This window comes from Sphaerotilus microaerophilus (assembly GCF_023734135.1).
Taxonomy (GTDB): domain Bacteria; phylum Pseudomonadota; class Gammaproteobacteria; order Burkholderiales; family Burkholderiaceae_C; genus Sphaerotilus; species Sphaerotilus microaerophilus.
On the sequence record NZ_AP025730.1, the window covers coordinates 428,407 to 452,353 of the forward strand.

At 71.2% G+C, this 23,947-nt stretch carries 18 protein-coding genes; 9 read left to right on the plus strand and 9 right to left on the minus strand.

Annotation, left to right across the window (positions count from 1 at the left end; translation table 11 throughout):
• Window positions 1-11: 11 nt before the first annotated feature.
• A complete protein-coding gene (locus NGK70_RS01955) occupies window positions 12-1,205 on the plus strand; it encodes an acetyl-CoA C-acyltransferase (protein ID WP_251971708.1) in 1,194 nt (397 codons plus the stop codon).
• A gap of 29 nt (window positions 1,206-1,234) precedes the next feature.
• Here the strand turns inward: NGK70_RS01955 and NGK70_RS01960 are convergent, their stop codons facing one another.
• Entirely contained in the window at window positions 1,235-2,509 is a 1,275-nt protein-coding gene (locus NGK70_RS01960; RefSeq protein WP_251971709.1) for a GGDEF domain-containing protein, read from the minus strand.
• 117 nt (window positions 2,510-2,626) lie between these two features.
• On the opposite strand from NGK70_RS01960, the gene NGK70_RS01965 reads away from it, so the two are divergent.
• From NGK70_RS01965 to NGK70_RS01980, 4 genes are read left to right on the plus strand one after another with little or no spacing between them, the layout of a single operon-like run.
• Window positions 2,627-3,268, plus strand: a complete 642-nt coding sequence (locus tag NGK70_RS01965) for a LysE family translocator (protein ID WP_251971710.1) — start codon at window positions 2,627-2,629, stop codon at window positions 3,266-3,268.
• A gap of 60 nt (window positions 3,269-3,328) precedes the next feature.
• Window positions 3,329-4,429 (plus strand): histidinol-phosphate transaminase, encoded by a 1,101-nt coding sequence (gene hisC / locus NGK70_RS01970; protein WP_251971711.1) that lies wholly within the window; start codon window positions 3,329-3,331, stop codon window positions 4,427-4,429.
• A gap of 30 nt (window positions 4,430-4,459) precedes the next feature.
• The gene (locus NGK70_RS01975; RefSeq protein ID WP_251973650.1) at window positions 4,460-5,137 is read left to right on the plus strand and encodes an SDR family oxidoreductase; all 678 of its coding nucleotides are present in this window, start codon (window positions 4,460-4,462) and stop codon (window positions 5,135-5,137) included.
• Window positions 5,138-5,183: 46 nt separating this feature from the next.
• Window positions 5,184-6,326, plus strand: coding sequence for an acyl-CoA dehydrogenase family protein (locus NGK70_RS01980; protein ID WP_251971712.1), 1,143 nt, complete (start codon window positions 5,184-5,186; stop codon window positions 6,324-6,326).
• 25 nt (window positions 6,327-6,351) lie between these two features.
• On the opposite strand, the gene NGK70_RS01985 is transcribed toward NGK70_RS01980, so the two are convergent.
• Window positions 6,352-7,281: a DMT family transporter gene (locus tag NGK70_RS01985; RefSeq protein WP_251971713.1), complete on the minus strand. Its 930-nt coding sequence runs from the start codon at window positions 7,279-7,281 to the stop codon at window positions 6,352-6,354.
• Between the two features lie 167 nt (window positions 7,282-7,448).
• Window positions 7,449-7,913, minus strand: coding sequence for a hypothetical protein (locus tag NGK70_RS01990; protein WP_251971714.1), 465 nt, complete (start codon window positions 7,911-7,913; stop codon window positions 7,449-7,451).
• Here NGK70_RS01990 and trkA point away from each other — a divergent pair.
• The 4 genes from trkA to NGK70_RS02010 all read left to right on the plus strand — a co-directional run bounded on the left by trkA (window position 7,900) and on the right by NGK70_RS02010 (window position 18,991).
• Complete coding sequence (gene trkA, locus NGK70_RS01995; protein ID WP_251971715.1) at window positions 7,900-9,306, plus strand: Trk system potassium transporter TrkA; 1,407 nt, start codon at window positions 7,900-7,902, stop codon at window positions 9,304-9,306. The two genes, NGK70_RS01990 and trkA, sit on opposite strands and share 14 nt — an antisense overlap.
• An 18-nt stretch (window positions 9,307-9,324) precedes the next feature.
• Window positions 9,325-10,779, plus strand: coding sequence for a TrkH family potassium uptake protein (locus tag NGK70_RS02000; protein ID WP_251971716.1), 1,455 nt, complete (start codon window positions 9,325-9,327; stop codon window positions 10,777-10,779).
• Between the two features lie 216 nt (window positions 10,780-10,995).
• Window positions 10,996-17,142: a DUF7379 domain-containing protein gene (locus NGK70_RS02005; protein ID WP_251971717.1), complete on the plus strand. Its 6,147-nt coding sequence runs from the start codon at window positions 10,996-10,998 to the stop codon at window positions 17,140-17,142.
• A 229-nt stretch (window positions 17,143-17,371) separates the two neighbouring features.
• Entirely contained in the window at window positions 17,372-18,991 is a 1,620-nt protein-coding gene (locus tag NGK70_RS02010; protein ID WP_251971718.1) for an Ig-like domain-containing protein, read from the plus strand.
• A gap of 30 nt (window positions 18,992-19,021) precedes the next feature.
• On the opposite strand, the gene NGK70_RS02015 is transcribed toward NGK70_RS02010, so the two are convergent.
• From NGK70_RS02015 to NGK70_RS02040, 6 genes are read right to left on the minus strand one after another with little or no spacing between them, the layout of a single operon-like run.
• Window positions 19,022-20,275, minus strand: a complete 1,254-nt coding sequence (locus tag NGK70_RS02015; RefSeq protein WP_251971719.1) for a 50S ribosomal protein L11 methyltransferase — start codon at window positions 20,273-20,275, stop codon at window positions 19,022-19,024.
• Window positions 20,272-20,658: an MAPEG family protein gene (locus NGK70_RS02020; RefSeq protein WP_251971720.1), complete on the minus strand. Its 387-nt coding sequence runs from the start codon at window positions 20,656-20,658 to the stop codon at window positions 20,272-20,274. The genes NGK70_RS02015 and NGK70_RS02020 overlap by 4 nt, the downstream gene beginning before the upstream one ends.
• Before the next feature lie 58 nt (window positions 20,659-20,716).
• A complete protein-coding gene (thmT, locus tag NGK70_RS02025) occupies window positions 20,717-20,908 on the minus strand; it encodes a 2-hydroxymuconate tautomerase (protein ID WP_251971721.1) in 192 nt (63 codons plus the stop codon).
• Between the two features lie 22 nt (window positions 20,909-20,930).
• Window positions 20,931-21,935 carry a Bug family tripartite tricarboxylate transporter substrate binding protein gene (locus NGK70_RS02030; RefSeq protein WP_251971722.1) on the minus strand — a complete coding sequence of 335 codons (1,005 nt, stop codon included), beginning with the start codon at window positions 21,933-21,935 and terminating at the stop codon, window positions 20,931-20,933.
• Between the two features lie 11 nt (window positions 21,936-21,946).
• Window positions 21,947-22,981, minus strand: coding sequence for a 4-hydroxy-2-oxovalerate aldolase (gene dmpG / locus NGK70_RS02035; protein WP_251971723.1), 1,035 nt, complete (start codon window positions 22,979-22,981; stop codon window positions 21,947-21,949).
• A 14-nt stretch (window positions 22,982-22,995) separates the two neighbouring features.
• Window positions 22,996-23,922, minus strand: a complete 927-nt coding sequence (locus tag NGK70_RS02040) for an acetaldehyde dehydrogenase (acetylating) (protein ID WP_251971724.1) — start codon at window positions 23,920-23,922, stop codon at window positions 22,996-22,998.
• Between the last annotated feature and the right edge of the window lie 25 nt (window positions 23,923-23,947).

Here is a 23,947-nt window from a genome sequence, read left to right on the forward strand (position 1 = left end):
AGGAGCCCGCCATGTCCGATCCCATCGTCATCGTGTCCGCCGCCCGCACGCCCATCGGCGGCCTGCTGGGCGACTTTGCCAACCTCGCCGCCTGGGAACTGGGGGCGGTGGCGATCCGCGCCGCGGTCGAGCGCGCCGGCGTGCCGGGTGACGCCGTCGACGAGGTGCTGATGGGCAACTGCCTGATGGCCGGCCAGGGCCAGGCCCCGGCGCGCCAGGCGGTGCTGAAGGCCGGGCTGCCAACCTCGGCCGGCGCGGTGACGCTGAGCAAGATGTGCGGCTCGGGCATGCGCGCGATGATGTTCGCGCACGACATGCTCACCGCCGGCAGCGTCGATGTGATGGTGGCCGGCGGCATGGAGAGCATGACCAACGCGCCGCACCTGATGTTCGCGCGCAAGGGCGTGAAGTACGGCGCCGCCCAGCTCTTCGACCACATGGCGATGGACGGCCTGGAAGACGCCTATGAACGTTTGCCGAATGGTGGCGGCAAGGCCATGGGCGTCTTCGCCGAGCAGTGCGTCGAGAAGTTCGGCTTCACCCGCGAGGCGCAGGACGCCTACGCGATCGCCTCCACCACCCGCGCCAAGGCCGCCAACGAGGACGGCAGCTTCGACTGGGAAATGGCACCCGTGACGATCAAGGGCCGGGCTGGCGACACCGTCATCAAGTTCGACGAGCAGCCCTTCAAGGCCAAGCTGGACAAGATCGCCGGCCTGAAGCCCGCCTTCAAGAAGGACGGCACCATCACCGCCGCCAACGCCAGCAGCATCTCCGACGGCGCCGCCGCGCTGGTGCTGATGCGCGAGTCCACCGCCGCCGCGCGCGGCCTGACGCCGGTGGCGCGCATCGTCAGCCACGCGGTGCACGCGCAGGAGCCGGCCTGGTTCTCCACCGCGCCGGCCGGGTCGATCCGCAAGGTGCTGGCCAAGGCCGGCTGGCAGGCCGCCGACGTGGACCTCTGGGAGGTCAACGAGGCCTTTGCCGCCGTCACGATGGCCGCGATGACCGAGTTCAACCTGCCGCACGAGATCGTCAACATCCACGGCGGCGCCTGCGCCCTGGGCCACCCGATCGGCGCCTCCGGCGCGCGCATCGTCGTCACGCTGCTGGGCGCGCTGAAGAAGCGTGGCGGCAAGCGCGGCGTGGCGTCGCTGTGCATCGGTGGCGGCGAGGCGACGGCGCTGGCGCTTGAACTGTGCTGATGCGCGGTGCCGCCGCCCATGTCATGGTGTCAGTCGGGCTGAACCAGCGGGGCGTCGGTGCGGAAGAACGCATGCTGGCCGCGGCCGGCCAGCTTGGCTTGGTACATGGCCGCGTCGGCGCGGCGCAGCAGCACGTCGGCGGCGTCACCGTCCTGCGGACAGCGGGCGATGCCCACCGTGGCACCGATCATGGCGGCTTCGCTGCCGAGATCGAAGGGCTTCGCCATCGCGGCGGTGATGCGATGTGCCAGCCCGTCGAGTTCGTCATGACCGATGCCCACGGGCAGGATCGCGGTGAACTCGTCTCCCCCGATCCGAAACAGCAGATCCTCGGATCTCAGCACCCCGCGCAGCCGTGCGGCTGCTTCCCGCAGCAATTGGTCACCCGCCTCGTGGCCAAGGCGGTCATTGACGGCCTTGAAACGGTCTATGTCGATGAAGAGCAGCGCAAATCCCGACCCCTCATGCAGCGTGCGCTCGACCAGGCGGGACAGCCACGCCGTGAATGCGGCTCGGTTGGGCAGGCCGGTCAGCATGTCATGGAAGGCCTGGTGGCGCATCGCGGCTTCGTGCCGCTCCTGCTCGCTGGCCTGGTCGCGAATGACCCGGTCGGCCCGGGACACCACCCACAGCAGGAACGCATAGAGCCCCGTCAGCACCGCCAGCACGACTGCCAGCACCTGCCATTGCGCACGCGACTGGCGTTGCAGCAGGTCGGTGACATCCGAGTACACCTCCGCCACCGCCGACACCGAGTTGTCCGTACCGTCGCGGCGGATCGGGATGTAAGACGCAATCAGGTCACGATCGCTGACCACGCCTTCGTGACTCTCGAAGTGCTCCCGATGCAACTGCAGGTTGAACACTTCACCGGCCAGTGCCGCCTGAAAACCGGGATTTTCGCGTCGATTTTCGCCGATCTGCCGGGCATCGGTGGAGTACAGGGTCCAGCCGAAGCGGTCATAGAGTTTCACCTTCAACACGGGCAGACCCGACACCAGCCTCCGGATGTCCGCGCTCAGGTGCGCCAGCCTGGGATCGTTGCGCAACTGGGCGACGGATCGCTGCTGGGTGCCATCCAGCAGGTCGCCGTGGTGTTCGAGCACCGTATTGACGATGATGCGAGTGAGGTCCGCATTGGCACGACCCTCGTGGCTGGTCAACTGGGACGCCGTCAGTTCCCCCCAACTCCAGTGCAGGCTCGCGACCACCGCCAGGACGCCAGCGAGACTGACCAGCGCAAAATGGCGCATCAGCCGGAAGCGCGGTGCGGGTGGCGCGTCGTGCGCGGAGGCAATAGTCACATCTGTCCAGGAAGAGTTCGGCGTTCAGTCTATCGGCGGTCTCGGCGGCCAATGAAGCAATCCGTGGCGGCATGACTCGATCGTTTCACGTGTCGTCCATATCTTCGGAGCAGTTTCTTGCTTGGCTTTCGTGACCCGGCACTGTTCGCCTTCACCGTGCTGGTGCTCAACGCCACGCCGGGGGTGGACCTCGTCTTCACCATCGCGCGCACGCTGCAGCAGGGCATCCGCGGCGGGCTGGCGGCGGGCGCGGGCATCAGCGCCGGCTGCGTGGTGCATGCGCTGGGGGCGGCCTTCGGGCTGGCTGCGCTGATGGCCACCTCGGCCGCGGCCTTCAACGTGGTGAAGTGGGCCGGTGCGGCCTACCTGCTCTGGCTGGCGCTGGGCATGCTGCGCAGCGCAGCCTGGCCGGCTGCTCCGGCTGCGCGGGCGAACTCCGCTGCCGTGCCCACGTCGCTGGCCGCCACCTTCCGCCAGGGTCTGCTGACCAACGTGCTGAACCCCAAGGTGGCAATCTTCTTCCTGGCGCTGCTGCCGCAGTTCATCGACGCCGATGCGCCGCACAAGACGCTGGCCTTCCTGGCGCTGGGCGGCTGGTTCGTGGCGCAGAGCGCGCTCTTCCTGGTCGTGCTGGTGCTGGCCGTCGCGCCGCTGCGTCGCTGGCAGCCGCGCGCGGGCGTCCGGCGTGCGCTCGACGGCGTCTCCGGCCTGCTCTTCCTCGGGCTTGCCGCCCGGCTGGCCTGGGCGGAGCGGGCTTGACGGCGTGAGGGCCTGAGAACCTGAGAGACTGGTCGCATCTTCCCTTTGCCGAATGCCTGCATGAGCCGTTTCTGGAGCCCCCTCGTCCACCAGCTGAGCCCCTACGTGCCGGGCGAGCAGCCCAAGCTGCCCCACCTGGTCAAGCTCAACACCAACGAGAACCCCTACCCGCCCAGCCCGGCGGTGCAGGCGGCGATCCAGGCCGAGCTGGGCGCCGACGCCGCCCGCCTGCGCCTGTACCCGGACCCCAGCGCCAGCGCGCTGCGTGCGTCGATCGCGGCGGCGCACGGGCTGACGCCCGAGCAGGTCTTCGTCGGCAACGGCTCGGACGAGGTGCTGGCGCACGCCTTCATGGCGCTGCTGAACCACCGCGACGCGCAGGGCGCGCCGCGCCCGCTGCTCTACCCGGACATCACCTACAGCTTCTACCCGACTTACTGCCGGCTCTACGGCATCACGCCGCTGACGGTGCCGCTGGACGAGCGCTTCCAGATCCGCGTCGATGACCTGATCGCCGCGGCGCGGGCCTCGAACGCGGGCGGGGTGATCTTCCCGAACCCGAATGCGCCCACCGGCTGCGGCATCGCACGCAGCGAGATCGAGCGCCTGCTCACCGCCCTGCCCGACTGCGTCGTGGTGGTCGACGAGGCCTACGTGGACTTCGGCGCCGAGTCCGCCCTGCCGCTGATTGCTGCGCACCCGAATCTGCTGGTGGTGCACACGCTCTCCAAGTCGCGCTCGCTGGCCGGGCTGCGGGTGGGCTTTGCCGCCGGGCAGGCCGAGCTGGTCGAGGCGCTGGTGCGGGTCAAGGACAGCTTCAATTCCTACCCGCTGGACCGCCTGGCGCTGGTGGGCGCGCAGGCTGCCATCGAGGACGTGGCCTGGTTCGAGCAGACCCGCGGCGCGGTGATCCGCTCGCGCGAGCTGCTGGTGACCGAGCTGGCTGCGCTGGGCTTCGAGGTGCTGCCCTCGCAGGCCAATTTCGTCTTTGCCCGCCACCCGGCGCACGCTGGTGCGGCGTTGCAGCAGGCGCTGCGCGAACGCGCGATCATCGTGCGGCACTTCACCCGGCCCGAGCGGATCGCCAACCACCTGCGCATCACGGTGGGCACGCCCGCCGAGTGCGCGGCGCTGGTGGAAGCGCTGCGGCAGATCGTCTGACGGCATCACGAGGAGGAACGCACCATGCCCATGAAGTCCCCGCCCCACGTCCTCATCGTCGGCGCCTCGCGCGGCATCGGCCTGGAACTGGTGCGCCAGTACCTCGCCGACGGCGCCCTGGTCACCGCCACCGCGCGCGACGATGCCAGCCTGCAGCGCCTACGTGAGCTGGGCGCCCGGGCGCTGAAGCTGGACGTGACCTCCGCCGCCAGCGTCGCCGGCCTGGCCTGGCAGGTGGACGGCAGCCACTTCAGCACCGTCGTGATCAACGCCGGCGTCTACGGCCCCAGGCTGCGCACACTGGACACGCCCACCGATACCGACTTCGACCAGGTCATGCACACCAACGTGCTCGGGCCGATGCGCGTCGTGCCCCAGCTGCTCGATGCGCTCGCGCCGCAGGCCCGGCTGGCGGTGATGTCCTCGCGCATGGGCTCCATTGGCTCGCGCACCGCCAACAGCGGCTGGCTCTACCGCGCCTCCAAGGCGGCGCTGAACTCGGTGCTCAAGGACCTCTCGCTGGCGCTCATCGACCGTGCGATCTGCGTCGCCCTGCACCCCGGCTGGGTGCGCACCGACATGGGCGGCGAGCAGGCCGACCTGCCGGTGGAGACCAGCGCGCGCATGCTGCGCGGCACCATCGCCGGGCTGGCCGCCACCGACAGCGGCCACTTTTTCGACCACGACGGCACGCCCATCCCCTGGTGAGCTGCCCTGACGCCACACCGCCCCTTTCCCTTCTGGAGACCCCGCCATGCTGCTCAGTGAAGACCACCGTGCCGTGCAGGACGCCGTGCGCGCCTATGTGCAGGACCACATCGCGCCGCACGCCGCGCGCTGGGACAAGGAGCACCACTTCCCCGCCGATGAGCTCAAAGGCCTGGCCGGCCTGGGCTGCTACGGCGTCGCGGTGCCCGCCGAGTACGACGGCGCGGGGCTGGACTACCTGGCGTTGTCCATCATCCTCGAAGAAATTGCCGCGGGCGACGGTGGCACCTCCACGCCGGTGAGCGTCAACAACTGCCCCGTCTGCTCGATCCTGATGGCCTTCGCCAACGAGGAACAGAAGCAGGAGTTCCTGAAACCGTTGGCGCGTGGCGACCTGCTCGGCGCCTTCTGCCTCACCGAGCCGCACGTCGGCTCCGAGGCCAGCGGGCTCAAGACCACCGCCGTACGGGTCAATGATGGCGATGGCGACGACTACGTGCTCAACGGCGTCAAGCAGTTCATCACCAGCGGCAAGCACGGCGACGTGGCGATCGTCATGGCCGTCACGGACAAAGCCGCCGGCAAGAAAGGCATCAGCGCCTTCCTGGTGCCGACGAAAACGCCCGGCTACGTCGTCGCCCGCCTCGAAGACAAGATGGGCCAGCACAGCTCGGACACCGCGCAGATCCTCTTCGAGGACTGCCGCATCCCGGCGCGTTACCGCATCGGCGACGAAGGCCAGGGCCTGAAGATCGCGCTGTCTGGCCTGGAAGGCGGGCGCATCGGCATCGCCAGCCAGGCCATCGGCATGGCGCGCGCGGCCTTCGAGGCGGCGCTGGAGTACAGCAAGGACCGCATCGCCTTCGGCCAGCCCATCTTCAACCACCAGGCCGTGCAGTTCCGCCTGGCCGAAGCCGCGATGCAGATCGAAGCCGCCCGCCAGCTCACCTGGCACGCCGCCACCCTGAAGGACGCCGGCCTGCCCTGCCTGAAGGAAGCGGCCATGGCCAAGCTCTTCGCCACCGAGATGGCCGAAAAAGTCTGCTCGATCGCCATCCAGACCTTCGGCGGCTACGGCTACGTCAGCGACTTCCCGGTCGAGCGTATCTACCGCGACGTGCGGGTCTGCCAGATCTACGAGGGGACGAGTGACGTGCAGAAGATCCTGATCGGGCGGGCGCTGGGGTAAGCAGCGCCCGGCGCAACGTCGGGAATCAGCCACCCAACCCCCGACGGGCCGAGCCGGGGACTCCCCCCTTTCTCGACGCCAGCCAGATGCTCGGCAGGATCAGCGCTGCACCCGCCAGGTGGTACCACTGCGGCACCTCGCCGAGCAGCCACCAGGCGTTGAGGGAGCCGTAGAGCGGGCCGAGGTAGAGCAGCAGCGAGGAGCGGGTGGCGCCGAGTTCGCGGATCAGGAAGGCGTAGGCGACGTAGGAGAGCAGGCCGGGCAGGATGGCGGCGGCCACGATGAGCGTCAGCGCGTGGGCGGTGAGCGGGAGCGGCGGGACCAGCCAGACCTCCAGCAGCGTGAAGGGCAGCAGCACCACCACGCCGCCGATCATGATGCAGGCCAGCCGGGGCTGGGCGGGCAGCGCGCTGCGCCAGTGCTGCTGCAGCACCGAGTAGGCCACCCAGGAGAGCATGCACAGCAGGATCCAGCCGTCGCCGGGGGTGAAGCGCACCGCCAGCAGGTTGTGCCAGTCGCCCTTGAGCACGACGAAGATGACGCCCAGCAGCGCCAGCCCCATGCCCAGGCGCTGCCCGCGGCTGGCGTGCTCGTGCATCAGGTGCCGGCTGGCGATGGCGATGCCCACCGGTGCGGCGGCGTAGATCAGGCCGATGTTGGTGGCGGTGGTGCTCTGCCCGCCCAGGTAGACGATGGCGCCGCAGATCCACATGCCGGTGGCGCCCAACACCAGGCTCTGGCGCCACTCGGCACGCACCTGCGCGCGCCGCGCCCACAGCTCGCGGCCCACCCAGGGCATCAGCAGCAGCAGGGCCAGGCTCCAGCGGCCCAGCGCCAGCACGTGGGGCAGCACCACGCCCTTGGCGGCACGGGCGATGACGTAGTTGGACGACCAGATGACCGGGGTGACCCAGAGCAGCAGGAGGGCGAGGCGGTGGCGCTGGGTGGGGGTCACTGAGGAGGCGGGTGGTGGCCGTCGGCAGGCCAAACCCTGGAGCCTATCGAAAACCCGCAGTCTGCGCAGCGCTCCCGGGTCTCGGTGTTGCGCCGGGGCTCAGGTGGCGGCGCGCCCGCCTGCCCCTCCAGCCCGCGACGGGGTGAGCGGTTGACGGCTCGCCGCGCTCAGTGCGCCAGCGGCGCGGCCGCCGTCACTTCTTCGCGCAGCGTTTCCAGCTCGCCGATGAGGCGGTCGGCGTCGGCCAGAAAGCTGTCCCGGTCGGGATGAGGGTGGCCCATGAGCAACACCGAGGAGTGCTCGACCAGCGTCGGATCCCCCGCCATCTTGGCCCAACGCCGCACCTCGTAGTACGACACGAGCGCCAGGCGGCCCAGGTCACCACTGCGGCGGGCATACCAGAGGTCCGCCAGCAGATCGTCGAGGCCGAGCTTGAGCTTGGGGGTCAGCGCATTCATGGTGCAACGCAGCATTCCCGCCTCTGCTGACTCGTGGCTGACTGATCCGTCGGCCAAGGGGGTGCCGCCGATGCCCGGGCGGCGTTGCGGTGCAGCATCGCTGCCTGCCCGATCGACCGGATTGCTGGCCAGCGCCAGGGGCGGATTCGATAATGAATCCATGAAAATCGTCATCCTGGGTGCTGGGCGCGTTGGGGAAAGCGTGGCGGAGAGTCTGGTGTCGGAGCACAACGACATCACGGTGGTCGATACCGATCCGCAGCGCCTCGGGGCGCTCCAGGACCGGCTGGACCTGCGCGGGGTGATTGGCAACGGCATCCAGCCCTCGGTGCTGCGCGAGGCGGGCATCGACGATGCGGACATGCTGATCGCCTGCGCCCCGGCCGACGAGACCAACCTGGTGGCCTGCAAGGTGGCGCACGACGTGTTCAACGTGCCGACCACGATCGCACGCATCCGCTCGCCGGAGTTCGAGCAGGACTCGGCGCTGCTGAACAAGGACAGCGGCTTCGCGGTGGACCAGCTGATCTGCCCCGAGCAGTCGGTCACGGCCTATGTGCGCAAGCTCATCGAGTACCCCGAGGCGCTGCAGGTGCTGGAGTTTGCCGACGGGCTGGTCAGCATGGTGGCGGTGCGCGCCGTGCAGGGCGGGCCGCTGGTCGCGCATGCGCTGGCGGAGATCCCCAAGCTGGTCCCGCACGCCGAGATGCGCATCGTGGCGATCTACCGGCAGGACGCGGCGCTGAACGAGCTCAGCGGCAACACCCGCATCGAGGCTGGCGACGAGGTCTTCGTGCTGGCCGCCACCGAGCACATCCGTGCGGTGCTCAGCGGCCTGCGCCGGATGGACCGGCCGGTCAAGCGGGTGATGATCGCCGGCGGCGGCAAGGTGGCGCTGCGCCTGGCCCGCCAGACCCACGCCAGCTACCAGCTCAAGATGATCGAGCAGAACCCGGCGCGCTGCCAGTACCTGGCCACCCAGCTGCCCAACGACGTGCTGGTCCTGCAGGGCGACGCCACCGACGAGGACCTGCTGGGCGACGAGAACGTGCAGGACATGGACCTCTTCGCAGCCCTCACGGACGACGAGGAGGACAACATCATGGCCTGCCTGCTGGCCAAGCGCATGGGCGCGCGCCGCGTGCTGGCGCTGATCAACCGGCAGGCCTACGCCGACCTGGTGCAGGGCACCCAGATCGACATCGCCATCTCGCCCTCGCAGGCGGTGATCGGCGAGTTGCTGGCCTACGTGCGCAAGGGCGACGTGGAGGCGGTGCACAGCCTGCGCCGCGGGGCCGCCGAGGTGCTGGAGCTGATCGTGCGCGGCGACCGCAAGACCTGCAAGGTGGTGGGGCGGCGCATCGAGGAGATCGGCCTGCCCAACGGCGCCAAGATCGGCGCGATCGTGCGCAGCGTGGACGACAACGCCGGGCACCGGCGCGTCATCGTGCCCCACCACGACACGGTGGTGGAGACGCAGGACCATGTGATCGTCTTCGTGCCCAACAAGTCGATGGTGCGCCAGGTGGAGAAGCTCTTCCAGGTCAGCGCGACCTTCCTGTTCTGAGCCCGGGGAGGGCACACCATGGGCTTGCTTCCCGTCATCGCGATGATCGGCCGCATGGTCGCGCTGTTCGCGCTGCTGATGCTGGTGCCGCTGGGCTTCGCGTGGTTCGACCACGACCGGGGCGAGGACGCCTTCATCACCGCCACGCTGATCACCTTCGGCTGCGGCCTGGTGATGAGCCTGGCGACGCGGCGCTTCCGCCGCGAGCTGCAGCCGCGTGACGGCTTCCTGCTGGTGACGCTGACCTGGCTGATCCTGCCGGCCTTCGCCACGCTGCCGCTGCTGCTGGCGATGCCCGACCTGAGCTTCACCGACGCCTACTTCGAGACCATGAGCGGCCTCACCACCACCGGCGCCACGGTGCTCACGGGGCTGGAGAAGCTGCCGCTGTCGGTCAATGTCTGGCGCTGCTTCCTGGTGCTGGTGGGCGGCATGGGCATCATCGTGCTGGTGGTGGCCATCCTGCCGCTGATGGGCGTGGGCGCCACGCAGCTGTTCAAGTCGGAAACCGCTGGCCCGATGAAGGACCAGAAGCTCACCCCGCGCATAGCCGAGACCGCGCGCGGCCTGTGGGCGGTGTACTTCACCGTGGCCACCGCCTGCTTCCTGTCCTTCCACTGGGCCGGCATGGGCTGGGCGGACGCCTTCATGCACATGTGCAGCACGATGGGGCTGGGCGGCTTCGCGGCCTACGACGCCAGCTTCGGTGCCTTCAACTCGCCGCTGATCGAGGCGGTGGCGGTGTTCTTCATGCTGCTGGCGGGCGTGAACTTCTCGCTGTACTTCCTGGTGTGGAAGAAGCGCTCGCTGCTCGTGCTCTGGCGGGACCTGGAGGCGCGGGTGTACTTCCCGCTGATGATCGGCTCGGTGCTGCTGATCGCGGCCTTCCTGAGCTGGCACGGCGTGTACCCGACCTTCTGGGAATCACTGCGGCACGCGGCGTTCAACGTGGTCTCGATTGCCACCACCACCGGATTTGCGACGGTGGACTATGCACAGTGGCCGATCTTTGCGCCGGTGACGATGCTGTTCCTGTGCAGCTTCGCGACCTGCGCGGGCTCGACCGGCGGGGGCATCAAGCTGATCCGCTCGCTGCTGCTGCACAAGCAGGCGCAGCGCGAGCTGACCCGCATCGTGCACCCGCGCGCGGTGGTGCCGGTCACCCTGGGCGGCGCGGTGGTGCCCAACCAGGTGCTGGCCTCGGTGCAGGCCTTCATGCTGATCTACGGCAGCGTCATGGTGGTCGTCACGATGCTGCTGCTGTTCTCCGGGCTGGACCTGATCACCGCGTCCACCGCGGCGATTGCCTGCATCAACAACACCGGCCCCGGGCTGGGCCAGGTCGGACCGGCCAACAACTTCCAGGGCCTCACCGACTTCCAGACCTGGGTCTGCACCTTCGCGATGCTGCTCGGCCGGCTGGAGCTGCTGTCGGTGCTGGTGCTGTTCACGCCGACGTTCTGGCGGCGCTGAAGGGGGGGCTGTCCGGGCCCGCGACGCCTGCGCGCGACCTGCGCTGGTTGTTTCATCTGGTCACCATTGGGCCGGCCTGGCCTGGGCGCGGCGTGGGCCGGCAGGGGCAAGATGACTGCCCCGGTGGACGGGGAGGAGGGGACCCGGTCGGGCCACCCTGGCTGGCAGCGGCCCTCCTGACCGGCCCACCACGGGTTCCTGCCGAGGAGAACCGCGATGCGTGCCCGCACACCCGTCCCCGCCCCAGATCCGACCCCGGGGCCGACCCCGGCCACCGCGTCGGTGCCCGCCTCCGGCGCGGTGCGTGCGCCCTTGCCCAACTTGCCGACCTTGCACCTGCCGGTCGCCTCCAGCAGCGAACACGCCGAGGTCCCCGCCCTGCTGGCGCGCACCCGGCGGCGTGGGGCCACGGGTTCTGCCGGCGATGAGGGCGGTGTCGAGTCGCTGGTGCCGTCGCTGCGGGTGGTGAGGCGCTGGGTGTTGGCCGCGCCGAGCCGGGGCGAGGCGCCCGCCGCCACCGAGGCGCTGCCGCCCGACCGCCGCCTGCTGGCGCTGGAGGGCCCGGACGGCAGCACGGTGTTCATGCGTGCCGATGCGCTGGCCGAGCAGCTGCAGCGCTCCCGTCCCGAGCTGGTCCGCGACGATGGCAGCATCGACTTTGCCGCCTTCGGCGCCCGGGACGCGGCCAGCCGCGGGCTGGGTGACTGGGTCTGGAAGCAGGTCTGCCACCTCGTGCTGGACCGCGACCGCATCACCGACCTGGCGCTGGAAAAGGCCGCCGACCTGCTGGGCGAGCGGGTGGAGGACCTGGCGGTGGCCGGCCTCTCCACGCGCGGCGCCAAGGCGCTGATGGCGGCCATCGAGGAGCAGCTGGCCGGCGAGCCGGGGCTCTATCCCTGGAACGGCGGGCCGCTGGATGCGGCCACGCGCTGCCGCGATGACCAGGATCCACGCCTGGCCCCGCTCGTGCAGGGCCAGTCGGCGCTGGTGTTCATCCACGGCACGGGCTCGCACACGCTGGGCGGCTTTGGCGAGCTCACCGGCAGTGCCAGCTGGCCGCTGCTGCAGCGCCAGTTCGCCGGCCGGATCTTCGGCTTCGAGCACCGCACCTTTTCCGAGGGCCCGATCGACAACGCGCTGGCGCTGGTCGATGTGCTGCCCGCGGGCGCCCGGATCTGCCTGGTGACGCACTCGCGCGGCGGGCTGGTGGGCGACCTGCTCTGCCTGGCCACCGACGCCACGGCCGACGGCGCCGGCTTCGACGCGCTGGTGTCGGCCTACCGCCGCAGCCCGCGGCCCGACGAGCGCGAGGCCGAGCAGCGCGACCCCCTGCGCGCCCAGCGCCGCGAGGCCCAGGCCGACGAGGAGCAGGCCAAGCTGCGCGCCCTGGCCGCGCGGCTGCGCGACAAGCGGCTGAAGGTGAATCGCTACGTGCGCGTGGCGGCCCCGGCGCGCGGCACGGCGCTGCTGTCGGACAGCCTGGACGTCTTCCTCTCCGGCCTGCTCACCGTGGTGCGCAAGGTCGGCGCCTGGGGTGTGGGCGCTGTGGCGGGCGCGCTGGCCACGCCGCTGGCGGGCCAGGCGGCCAAGGTGGTGGCGGAGCGCTCGCTGGAGCTGCTTGCCCGCGTGGTGCTGGAGATCGCCGACAAACGCCTGCAGCCCCAGGTGGTGCCCGGCATCGAGGCCATGCTGCCCGAGGCGCCGCTGGGCATGCTGCTGGCCCGGGCGCAGCGCCGCAGCGAGGTGGCGATGGCGGTGATCGCCGGCGATGTCGAAAGCCAGAACGCCGGGCTGCTGATGCGCATCGGCGTGATGTTCACCGACTGGATGCTGTTCGAGCGCGCGGCCCACGACCTGGTGGTCGACACCGCCTCGATGTACGGCGGCCTGGCCGATCGGCCCGGCACGCGGGCGATCTTCGTGCAGGGTGGCAGCGTCAACCATTTCCGCTACTTCAGCGACGAGACGCGCAGCGCCGGCACGCCGCTGCCCCAAGCCCTGCAGCACTGGCTGTGCGCCGAGACGCTCCCGCTGCCCGACGCCGCGCCCTGGGGGGCACTGGAGGCCGAGCGCGAGAAGGCCCCGTCGCCCTCACGCCACCGCGGGGCGGACGGGCCGCTGCCGCGGCTGGTGATCGTGCCCGGCATCATGGGCAGCCACCTCCAGGCGCGGCGGGACCGCATCTGGCTCGATCCGGCCGACCTGGCGCTCGGCGGGCTCTCGCCCATCGCGATGAACGCGCCCGGGCCGGTCAGTGCGGACGGGCTGGTCGAGCTGGCCTACGGCGCGCTGGCCGAGCACCTGAGCGCCAGCCACGAGGTGACGCGCTTCGACTACGACTGGCGCCAACCGGTGCGCCTGCTGGGCCAGCAGCTGGCCGCCACGCTGCGCGCGATGCTGCAGCAGGACGGTGGGCGGCCGCTGCGTCTGCTCGTGCACAGCATGGGCGGGCTGCTCACGCGCGCGGCCTTCCTGGCCGACCCGGCGCTCTGGGACGACCTGGTGGCCAGCGGGGGCCGGCTGGTGATGCTGGGCACGCCCAACCACGGCTCGCACCTCTTCGTCGAGACGCTGCTGGGCCGCTCGCTGATGATCCGCCTGCTGGCACGCGCCGACCTGCGCGACAGCATGCAGGAGGTGCTGGACATCGTGGCCGACTTCCCCGGCGCACTGGACCTGCTGCCCGCGCCGGGCTTCATCGACAGCAGTGGCCGGCCCGGGCTGGACTACCACGATCCGGCGACCTGGCAGCAGCTCAAGTCGGTGCACCACGACTTCTGGTTCGGCCGCGAGCTCTGCGGCCTGCCCGCCTCCGCCCAGCTGAAGCGGGCGGGCGAGAGCTGGCGCGCGCTGGCCGACACCGCCTGGGTGCAGCGCCACCCGGACCGGGTGGCCTACGTCTTCGGCAAGGCACCGCAGACGCCCTGCGGCCTGCGGCTGCAGCGCAGCTCGGGCGTGCTGGTGCTGAACACCTCGCGGGGCGATGGTGCGGTCACCTGGGCCTCCGGCCGCCTGCCGGGCCTGCCGGAGGACCGCTGCTGGTTCATGCCGGTCGACCACGTGGGGTTGACCAACTGCCCGCTCTACTTTGGCGAGGTGGAGGCCCTGCTGCTGAACGGCACGCCCCTGCGCCTGGGCCGCCTGCCGGTCTCGCGTGCCGGTGACGACGACGAGGCGGTGACCGAGCGGGGCAGCGTGCCGCCGCCGGCCTACCCGGGCCGCGACGAGCTGGTCGTGCGCCTGCTGGGCGCCACGCCGGCGCCCCGCCTGCCGCCGCGCAGCGAGCGACCGGGGCTGCAGGTGCGCGTGCGTGCGATGGACGTGCGCTTCGCCCAGGTGCCGGTGCTCTGCGGCCACTACCGCGGCGACCCGATCGCCGGAGCCGAGTCGCTGATCGACCGCGACCTGGTGGACGGCGCCCTGCGCCGGCGCGCCCAGCTGGGCATCCATGCGGGCGAGGCCGGCTCGGCCGCGGTGGTGCTGATGCCGCGCAGCCCCGCCGAGGTCCGCCAGGGGCTGGGGCGCGGTGCCCTGGTGGTCGGCCTCGGCGAGATGGGCCGGCTGTCGGCCGAGCGCGTCGCCGAGGCGGTGCGCGCCGGGGTGCTGCGCTACCTGATGCACGCCGACGACCGGGCGGTCGAGGAGGCGGCGCAGGGCGCCACCGCCACCGCCGCCGGCGCAGCCACCACCCCACGCCCGCTGCGCCTGGCCAGCCTGCTGATCGGCGCGAATTCGGCCGCCCAGCTGACCATCGAAGAATCGGTCCGCGCCGTGGTGCTCGGTGTGCTGCGTGCCAACGCCGAGTTCGCCGACGGGCTGCGCCAAGCCGAGGGCGCGGGCCGCCGCCGCCCGGACCCGGTCCAGGTGGGCGAGCTCGATCTGGTCGAGCTGTACCGCGACGCCGCCATCACCGCCGCCCATGCCGTCGCCCGGCTGCCCGACAGCCTGGCCGACGAGCTGCGCCCGCTGGCTGCCCGCCTGGACGTGGCGCAGGAGCTGCTCTCCAGCGACAGCGCCCGCGAGCGCCTGAGCCTGCAGCCCGGCTCGGACTACTGGCCGCGCCTGCAGATCAGCGATGCCGACCGGGAGGAGACCGACTGCGGCGGCGACTGCTACGACATCCGCCTGCGCCACTCGATCCCGCCCGACGCCCTGCGCCAGATCCTGACCCTGTACGGCAGCCCGGCGCAGGCCGAGGCCCTGCGCACCCGCCTGCCGCTGCCGACCGGGCTGGACCTGCCGCCGCTGCTGCGGTATGCCGAGCGCTTCCGGTTTGTCCACCTGGGCGAGCGTGCCGGCGCCCCGGTGTTGGTCCAGCAGCGCCAGCCCGGGCTGGTCGAGCAGCTGGTGGCGCAGGCCGTCAGCGGGCCGGATGCCACGGCCGACGACGCCCAGCACCGCATCGGCAACACCCTGTTCCAGCTGCTGCTGCCGCTGGAGCTCAAGGCCACCCTGCGCCAGGGCAACAACCTCATCCTGGTGGTCGACGAGGCCAGCGCCAACCTGCCCTGGGAGATGCTGGCGGCCGACGGCGAGCCGCTCGCGCTGCGCACCCGCCTGGTCCGGCAGCTGCTGACGGCGCGCGTGCGCCGCGAACCGCGCAGCTCCGACCCGCTGACCGCCTGCGTGATCGCCAACCCGAGCACCGCCGGCTTCCACGCCCAGTTCGGCGGCCCGGACTGGCGCCCGACGCCCGGCCAGGTGGATCGGCTGGTGTCGCTGGACGGCGCCCAGGACGAGGGCGAGCTGGTCGCCCAGACGCTGCAGCGTGCCGGCTACGACGTGCTGCAGACGGCGCCCGATGCCCGCGCGTCCGAGGTGTTCACCGCGCTGTTCTCGCGCGCCCACCGCGTGCTGGTGATCGCCGCGCACGGCATCCACGGCCTGCGGGCGGCCGACGGCAGCTGGCGCAGCGGCGTGGTGCTGTCCGACGGCCTGGTGCTCTCGGCCGCCGAGATCGGCCTGATGGAGCGGGTGCCCGACGTTGTCTTCCTCAGCTGCTGCCACCTCGGCAAGGTCGGCAGCGGCGCCGGTGCCAGCCACCGGCTGGCCTACAGCCTGGCGCGCGAGCTCATCGAGATGGGTGTGCGCTGCGTGGTGGCCGCCGGCTGGGCGGTGGACGACGTGGCGGCGCAGGTCTTCTCCACGCACTTCTTCGCCCAGATGGCCGACGCGGGTGCCCCCTTTGCCGACGCCGTGCTGTCCGCGCGCCGGCAGGCCCGCCACGAGTGCCCGCAGCGCAACACCTGGGGCGCCTACCAGGCCTATGGCGATCCGCAGTTCCGCCTGCGTGCCGGTGCGTCCGGCACGGGCAGCGCCGCCGTGCTGCGCGCCCCCGAGGAGCTGCTGCAGTGGCTCGAAGGTGCCCGGCTGGACGCCCGCCGCCACGCCGGCAGCGGGACGCCTGCCGAGGAGGCGGCGCAACTGCAGCGCCGGCTGGCGCAGGTCCGGCAGCGCCTGGCCGATCTGCCGCCGGCCTGGGCCGAGCGGCCCGAGGTCCTGCATGCCCAGGGGCTGCTCTGTGCGGAGTACGGCGAGGCCGGCTTCGAGTCGGCCTGCGAGCTGCTGCAGCGCGCCATCGCGGCCCAGGCCCTGCGCGGCGAGGTGCCGCTGCGCGCAGTCGAGCAGCTGGCCAACTTCGAGGCACGCAGCGCCAGCGCACTGCTGCGTGCGGGCGACGCGCCGGGCGCCCTGGCGCGGGTGCAGCGCGCGGTGGCCCGGCTGGAGCTGCTGCTGGCCATGGCCTGCGCGGACCCTGCCGGGGCGCCGGCCACCGCCGTGGCAGCCTCCGCGCCCGGCAACCCGGAGCGCCTCGCCCTGTTGGGCAGCGCCCGCAAGCGCAAGGCCGAGATCCTGCTGGATCTGCCCGATCAGGGCTGGCCGCAGATCGAGGGCGAGCTGCGCGCCGCCCGCGATGCCTACCTGCGCGCCGAGCAGTCCACGGGGTCCGGCCGCGGGCCCGACAGCTACGCCGTGCTCAACCGCCTGCAGCTCGATGCCCTGCTGGGCGAGCCGGCCGACGGGCGCGCGGACCTGATCGCCCAGGTGCAGACCGCCGCCGCCGACCGCTTCGCCCAGGGCCTGTCGCCCTGGGACGCCCTTGCCCAGGGCGATGGCGAGCTGACCCGCTGGCTCTTCGGCAAGGGGGCGGCACCGGCCGGTTCGCTGGAGCAGCTGGTCGAAGGCTACGGCAACGTCATCGGCAAGGTGCTGCTCTCGGGCCGCGAGCTGCATTCGGTGCTGGAGCAGCAGCGGCTGCTGGCCCGGTTCCTGGCCGCCCGCAAGCGCTCGGGCGATGTCTCGCGGGCGCGGGTCCTCGAGCAGCTGGTGAAGCGGCTGTCGAAAGGAGCCGGCCCTGGCTGAGTCACCCGCGCCGCGGTCCGCCCTGGCCCGGCATCCCGGTACTTGTCGAGGGCCTGCGGTCACTTCGCGGGGGCAGGCCCCCTGCATCGGGGGCGTCCGCGGGCCTGATTCGCGCTAGAAACGCGGGCTGTCGCCGGCTCGCGTCGGCTTCGTCGCCTCCTGTCCTTTCTCCTTCTGCCTCGCATCCATGGCCGATCAACCCTCCTCTGTCCCGGCCAGACGCCGCCGGTTGCCCCCGCCCACGCTGTCGCGCCGTGCGCTGTTCGGGGTCGTGGGCTTGGCCGCGCCGGTGCTGGCGCGGGCTCAGACCGTCGTCCAGTCGGTCCTGCGCGGCCCCTTCCTGGTGGTGCCCACGCCCACGTCCATGACGGTGCGCTGGCGCACCGCGGTGGCGACCAGCAGCATCGTGCGCTACGGCACCAGCGTGACGGGCCTGACCGACACTGCCGGCAACTTCACCAACAGCACCACCGAGCACTCGGTGACCCTCACCGGGCTCAGCCCGGACGTGCGGTACTACTACGCCGTCGGCGACGCCGGCACCACCCTGGCCGGTGGCGACGCGTCATACTCGTTCCGCACCTTCCCGACCTCCGGCACGACACGGGCCTCGCGCATCTGGGTTGTCGGCGATGCCGGCACCGGCTTTGCCGACCAGACCGCCGCGCGCGATGCCTACGCGGCCTATACCGGCAGCAACCCCACCCACCTGTGGCTGCAGCTCGGTGACAACGCCTACGACCACGGGCTGGACGCCGACTTCCAGGCCCGCCTGTTCGGCGTCTACGCCAGCATGCTGCGCAGTTGCCCCACGCTGTCGACCATCGGCAACCACGACACCGACCAGTCGACCTCGCCCGCTGCGACGATCCCCTACTTCAGCATCTACGACGCCCCCTCGGCAGGGCAGGCGGGCGGGTTGGCGTCCGGGTCCACGCGCTACTACTCGTTCAACCTGGGCCACATCCATTTCGTCTGCCTGGACTCGATGACCTCGTCACGGGCGACCACCGGCACGATGCTCACCTGGCTGAAGAACGACCTGGCCGCCAACACCCTGCCCTGGGTCGTCGCCTACTGGCACCACGCGCCCTACTCCGACGGCTCGCACGTCTCCGACAGCACGTCCGAGGTCCAGATGACCGAGATGCGCACCAACGCCCTGCCCATCCTGGAGAGCCATGGCGTCGATCTGGTGCTGGGCGGGCACAGCCATGTCTACGAGCGCTCCTGCCTGATCAACGGCCACTACGGCCTGTCGAGCACGCTGACTGCCCGCATGAAGTACAACGCCGGCAACGGCCGCCTGGACGGCAACGGTGCCTACCTCAAGCCGCTGGGCAAGGTCGGCAACCGGGGCACCGTGTACATCGTCAACGGCGCGTCCGGCGGCGCCGATCCCGGCAACCTCAAGCACCCGGCGATGGTGTTCTCCGCCCAGCGCGCCGGCTCGGTGGTGATCGACGTGTCGGGCACCCAGATGGACGTGAAGTACATCGCCGCCACCGGCGGCGTGCTGGACTACTTCACCATCCAGAAGACCGCCAACGCCCCCGATCCGCCGCCCCCGAACGTGGCCCCGACGATTGCGCTGACGGCGCCGACCTCCGGCTCGTCCTTTCGCGCGCCTGCCAACATCACCCTCACGGCCGCCGCCACCGACGCCGACAGCGGCATCGCGAAGGTCGAGTTCTACCGCGGCAGCACCCGCGTGGCCACCGTGACCACGGCGCCCTACCTCTACGTGCTGCCCAAGGTGGCCCGCGGCAGCTACACGCTGACGGCCAAGGCCTATGACAAGGAAGGTGCCGTCACCACCTCGGCACCGGTGACGGTGACGGTGCGCTGAAGCGCGGGCCGGCGCCGGCGCTCGCCCCGTTCAGCCCTGCGCCGCCGCCCCCAGCCGCCACAGCGACGTGACCTCCTTCGAGCGCGCCGCGTGCAGCGGGTCGTCGCGGTCGCTGGCCTTCGGGTGGTGCGGGCGGGCATCGAGCCGGCCGAGCACGCGCAGGCCGGCGCGTTCGATCGCACTCAGCAGCTCCTCGCGGCTGCGCAGGCCGAGGTGTTCGGCCAGGTCCGACAGGATCAGCCAGCCCTCGCCGCCCGGTGCCAGGTGCGCAGGCAGCCCGTTCAGGAAGCCCAGCAGCATGCGGCTGCCTTCGTCGTAGACCGCATGTTCCAGCGGCGAACTGGGCCGCCCCGGCAGCCACGGTGGGTTGCAGACCACCACGTCCGCCGTGCCGGGCGGAAAGAGGTCGGCCGACTGCAGATCAACCCGATCGGCCACGCCCAGCCGGGCGATGTTCCCGGCCGCGCAGGCCAGCGCACGCGGATCGAGGTCGGTGGCCACGACCTGTGCCGCACCGCGCCGCGCCAGCAGTGCGGCCAGCACCCCGGTGCCGGTGCCGATGTCGAAGGCCCGCTGCGGGGGCTGCCCGCCCGGCCACGGCGCCTGCCCGACCAAGTCGACGTACTCGCCGCGCACCGGTGAGAACACGCCGTAGTGCGGGTGGATGCGCCCGCCCGCGGGGTCGGCCTGACCGCCCCCGGGGGCGAGCCGCGCCAGGGCGGGGATCACCACGCCGTTGCGGCGCCATTCGTGTGCGCTGATCGCGCCGAGCAGCTCGCGCAGCGAGGCCACCGCGCGCGTGCCGGCCAGCGGCCCCCAGGCCTCGGTGCAGGCCTCGGCCACGTCGGGGGCGCGGCGCAGCGGGATCTGCCAGCCCGGCTCGAAGGGAATCAGTACCGCGCCCAGGGTGCGCGCGCGCTGTGCCTGCGCCATGCGGTGGCGGTGGAAGGCCTCGGGGAAGACCACCGCGCTACCGGCCTGCTGGCGGGCCTGGCGCTGCTTGCGTTGCGGCGGCGCGTGGTCGGCGCGGCGGGCCAGGGCCTGCAGCAGGTGGCGGGCGTTCTGGAAGTCGCCCTGCCAGAGCAGCGCCGTGCCTTCGCAGGCCAGGCGGTAGGCGGTGTCGGCCGGCAGCGTGTCGTCGGCCCGCTGCACGCGCCGCGGCGGCGCCACGCCGCGCTCGGAGTGCCAGGTGGCCTGCTGCGCGCTGCCGTCCGCGGCCTGCCAGCCGATCGTGGCGGGCGTGGCGGATTGGGCGGAAGTGGAGGGGTTGGGAGCCGCCGTCATTGCGGCAGCGCCATGGCCGCGCCGCCCAGTGCGGCGAGCAGCAGCAGCACGATCGGCAGGAAGCTCAGCGTGAAGCCCAGCGAGCGGCTCGCCGGGTTGCGGGTGTAGGCCCGCCAGTAGATCAGCCGGCCGACCAGGTAGACCGCACCAACCGCCGCCATGCCGGCGGGCGACCAGTACTGCGCCGCCAGCCACAGCGCGGGCAGGAAGGCCACCAGCAGCTCCAGCGTGTTCATTTGCACGCGGTACATGCGCTCGAACTGCTCGTGCCCGGTGATCGCCGGGGCCTCGACCCCGTAGCGCCCCCGCGCCTGGCCGACCAGCGCGCCAAAGAACAGGTATTGCAGCAGGGCCAGCAGAGAAACCAGGTGGATCAGGGACATCGTCGCCTCCATGGACAGGATGCGCCGAGTCTATGCCCCCGCCCAGGCGGGGCCGGCGTCAACGCCCGAGGTCTTTGGCCGACACCCCCGCAATGCCCCAGTTCTCCTTGGGCATCTCGTGGATCCAGACGCGGATGGTTTCCACCTTCGCGTCGGTGGCCTCGTGCAGCGCCTGGGTCACCTTCTCAATGACGGCCTTCTTCTGCTCGGGCGTGCGGCCTTCGAGCATGTAGATCTGTGCGAACGGCATGGTCGGCTCCTGTCCCGGACACTCACTCGGGCTTGATGTTGGCGGACTTGATCACCTTGGTCCACCGCGCCGTCTCCTCGCGGATATAGGCGCCGAACTGGTCGGGGGTGGTCGGGTGCGGCTCGGCGCCGATCTGCGCAAAGCGCTCGGCGGCGTCGGGCGACTTCAGCGCATCGGTGATGACGCGGTTCAGCGTGGCCACCACCTCCTTGGGCGTGCCGGCCGGGGCGATCAGGCCGAACCAGGTCGGCACGTCGAAGCCGGGGAAGCCCTGCTCGGCCACCGTCGGCACGTTGGGCAGCATCTTGCTGCGCGTGGCCGAGGTGATCGCGATGGCCTTCAGCTTGCCGGAGGTCACATGCTGCGCCGCGCTGGTCAGCGAGCTTTCCACGCTCAGCAGCACGTTGCCGGCCAGCAGGTCCTGCACCGCGGCGGCGGTGCCCTTGTAGGGCACGTGCTGCAGGTCCACCCCGGCCAGCGACTGCAGGTACTCGCCCGCCAGGTGGTTGGCCGTGCCGATGCCCGAGCTGGCGTAGTTCAGCTTGCCGGGGTTGGCCTTGGCGTAGGCCAGCATGCCCTTCAGGTCGTTGAAGGGAGCCGACGGGTGCGCCAGGATGGCGCCCTTGGCGATGCCCACCAGCGTGATCGGCGCGAAGTCCTTGGCAGCGTTGTACGGCAGCTTCTCGTACAGCCCCGGGGCGATCGCCAGGCTGCTGATCGCGCCGATGCCCAGCGTGTAGCCGTCCGGGGCGGACTTGGCCACCGCGTCGGTGCCCAGGTTGCCACCGGCACCGGCGCGGTTCTCGACGATCACCGTCTGCTTCAGCGCGTCGCCGATCACCTTGGCCACGTAGCGGCCCATGATGTCGGTGGGGCCGCCCGGCGCGAAGGGGACGATGACCTTGATCGGCTTGCTCGGGTAGGCGTCGGCCGCCAGGGCGCTGCCGAACGGGGCCGCGCCCAGGGCGGCGGCCAGGGTGAGCGCCAGCGCGTGGCGGCGGGAGGGGAAACGTTGCGTCATCTTCATCAAGCCCGTGCTCAGCTGATCTTCAGCCCGCGCTCGCGCGCCATCGTCATCGCGGTGTCCTCGATCATGTCCTCCTGACCGCCCACCATCTTCTTGCGGCCCAGCTCGACCAGGATGTCGCGCGCCGGGATGCCGTACTTGGCGCCCGCGCGCTTGGCGAACAGCAGGAAGCTGCCGTACACCCCGGCGTAGCCCAGCGTCAACGCGTCGCGGTCGATGCGGATCGGGAAGTCCATGATCGGGAACACCAGGTCCTCGGCCACGTCCTGGATCTTCCAGACGTCCACGCCGGTCTTGGCGCCCATGCGGTCCAGCACCGCGACCAGCACCTCCATCGGCGTGTTGCCGGCGCCGGCGCCCAGGCCTGCGGCCGCCGCGTCGATGCGCGTGGCGCCGCACTCGATCGCCGCGATGCTGTTGGCCACGCCCATGGCCAGGTTGTGGTGGCCGTGGAAGCCCAGTTCGGTCTCGGGCTTGAGTGCGTCGCGCACAGCGCTGAGGCGCTCCTTCACGCCGTCGGGCAGCAGGTAGCCGGCCGAGTCGGTGACGTAGATGCAGTTGGCGCCGTAGCTCTCCATCAGCCTGGCCTGCTTGACCAGGCCTTCGGCGCTGTTCATGTGCGCCATCATCAGGAAGCCCACGGTGTCCATGCCCAGCTGGCGTGCGAAGGTGATGTGCTGCTCGCTCACATCGGCCTCGGTGCAGTGCGTGGCCACGCGGATGGTGTGCACGCCCAGGCCGTGCGCCATCTTCAGGTGGTCGACGGTGCCGATGCCCGGCAGCAGCAGCGCCGAGACCTTGGCCTGCTTCATCAGCGGGATGACGGTGCCCAGGTACTCCTCGTCGGTGTGCGCCGGGAAGCCGTAGTTGACGCTTGAGCCGCCCAGGCCGTCGCCGTGGGTGACTTCGATCAGCGGCACGCCGGCCTCGTCCAGGCCCTGGGCGATCGACTTCATCTGGTCGAGCGTCATCAGGTGGCGCTTCGGGTGCATCCCGTCGCGCAGGGTCATGTCGTGCAGGGTGATCGTCTTGCCGTTCAGGTCCATGTTCTTCTCCCGGCTCAAACAGCGGCGGTGGCGGCGGCCGTGGGTTGCAGGGTGAGGCGCCCGGCGAGGATCTCCTCGGCGAACATCTCGGCGGTGCGCGCCGCTGCGGCGGTCATGATGTCGAGGTTGCCGGCGTACTTGGGCAGGTAGTCACCCAGGCCTTCGACCTCCATGTAGACCGAGACGCGCTGGCCGTCGAAGACCGGTCCGTTGACCAGCTTGTAGCCCGGCACGTACTTCTGCACCTCGCGGATCATCGCGTGGATGCTTTCGGTGATGCCTTCGCGGTTGACCTCGCCCTCGACCAGGCAGTGCACCGTGTCGCGCATGATCAGCGGCGGCTCGGCCGGGTTGATGACGATGATGGCCTTGCCCTTCCTGGCGCCACCCACGCGCTCGACCGCGCCGGCGGTGGTGCGGGTGAACTCGTCGATGTTCTTGCGGGTGCCGGGGCCGACCGAGCGCGAGGACACGGTGGCGACGATCTCGCCGTAGGCCACCGGTTGCACGCGGGAAACCGCCGCCACCATCGGGATGGTGGCCTGGCCCCCGCAGGTGACCATGTTGACGTTCATCTCGCCCTTGCCGACGTGCTCGGCCAGGTTGACCGGCGGCACGCAGTACGGGCCGATGGCCGCGGGCGTGAGGTCGATCATCAGCGCGCCCTGGGCGTTGACCTTGCGCGAGTTCTCGGCGTGCACGTAGGCCGACGTGGCGTCGAAGACGATCTGCACGCCGTCAGCACGCATGTGCGGAACGAGCCCGTCCACGCCTTCGGCGGTGGTCTTGATGCCCATCTCGCGGGCCCGCTTGAGGCCGTCGGATTCGGGGTCGATGCCCACCATCCACACCGGTTCGAGCACCGGGCTGCGCTGGAGCTTGGCCAGCAGGTCGGTGCCGATGTTGCCGGGACCGATCAGGGCGCACTTGATCTTGTTCATCGGAGTGTCCTTGGGAGGAAAGGTT

Bases quoted from the DNA above. Each gene is read 5' to 3' on its own strand.
- NGK70_RS01955 (WP_251971708.1), top strand. From the start codon at position 12: ATGTCCGATCCCATCGTCATCGTGTCCGCCGCCCGCACGCCCATCGGC.
- hisC (WP_251971711.1), top strand. From the start codon at position 3,329: ATGAGCCGTTTCTGGAGCCCCCTCGTCCACCAGCTGAGCCCCTACGTG.
- NGK70_RS01975 (WP_251973650.1), top strand. From the start codon at position 4,460: ATGAAGTCCCCGCCCCACGTCCTCATCGTCGGCGCCTCGCGCGGCATC.
- NGK70_RS01980 (WP_251971712.1), top strand. From the start codon at position 5,184: ATGCTGCTCAGTGAAGACCACCGTGCCGTGCAGGACGCCGTGCGCGCC.
- trkA (WP_251971715.1), top strand. From the start codon at position 7,900: ATGAAAATCGTCATCCTGGGTGCTGGGCGCGTTGGGGAAAGCGTGGCG.
- NGK70_RS01990 (WP_251971714.1), bottom strand. From the start codon at position 7,913: ATGACGATTTTCATGGATTCATTATCGAATCCGCCCCTGGCGCTGGCC.
- NGK70_RS02000 (WP_251971716.1), top strand. From the start codon at position 9,325: ATGGGCTTGCTTCCCGTCATCGCGATGATCGGCCGCATGGTCGCGCTG.
- NGK70_RS02005 (WP_251971717.1), top strand. From the start codon at position 10,996: ATGCGTGCCCGCACACCCGTCCCCGCCCCAGATCCGACCCCGGGGCCG.
- NGK70_RS02015 (WP_251971719.1), bottom strand. From the start codon at position 20,275: ATGACGGCGGCTCCCAACCCCTCCACTTCCGCCCAATCCGCCACGCCC.
- NGK70_RS02020 (WP_251971720.1), bottom strand. From the start codon at position 20,658: ATGTCCCTGATCCACCTGGTTTCTCTGCTGGCCCTGCTGCAATACCTG.
- thmT (WP_251971721.1), bottom strand. From the start codon at position 20,908: ATGCCGTTCGCACAGATCTACATGCTCGAAGGCCGCACGCCCGAGCAG.
- NGK70_RS02030 (WP_251971722.1), bottom strand. From the start codon at position 21,935: ATGAAGATGACGCAACGTTTCCCCTCCCGCCGCCACGCGCTGGCGCTC.
- dmpG (WP_251971723.1), bottom strand. From the start codon at position 22,981: ATGGACCTGAACGGCAAGACGATCACCCTGCACGACATGACCCTGCGC.
- NGK70_RS02040 (WP_251971724.1), bottom strand. From the start codon at position 23,922: ATGAACAAGATCAAGTGCGCCCTGATCGGTCCCGGCAACATCGGCACC.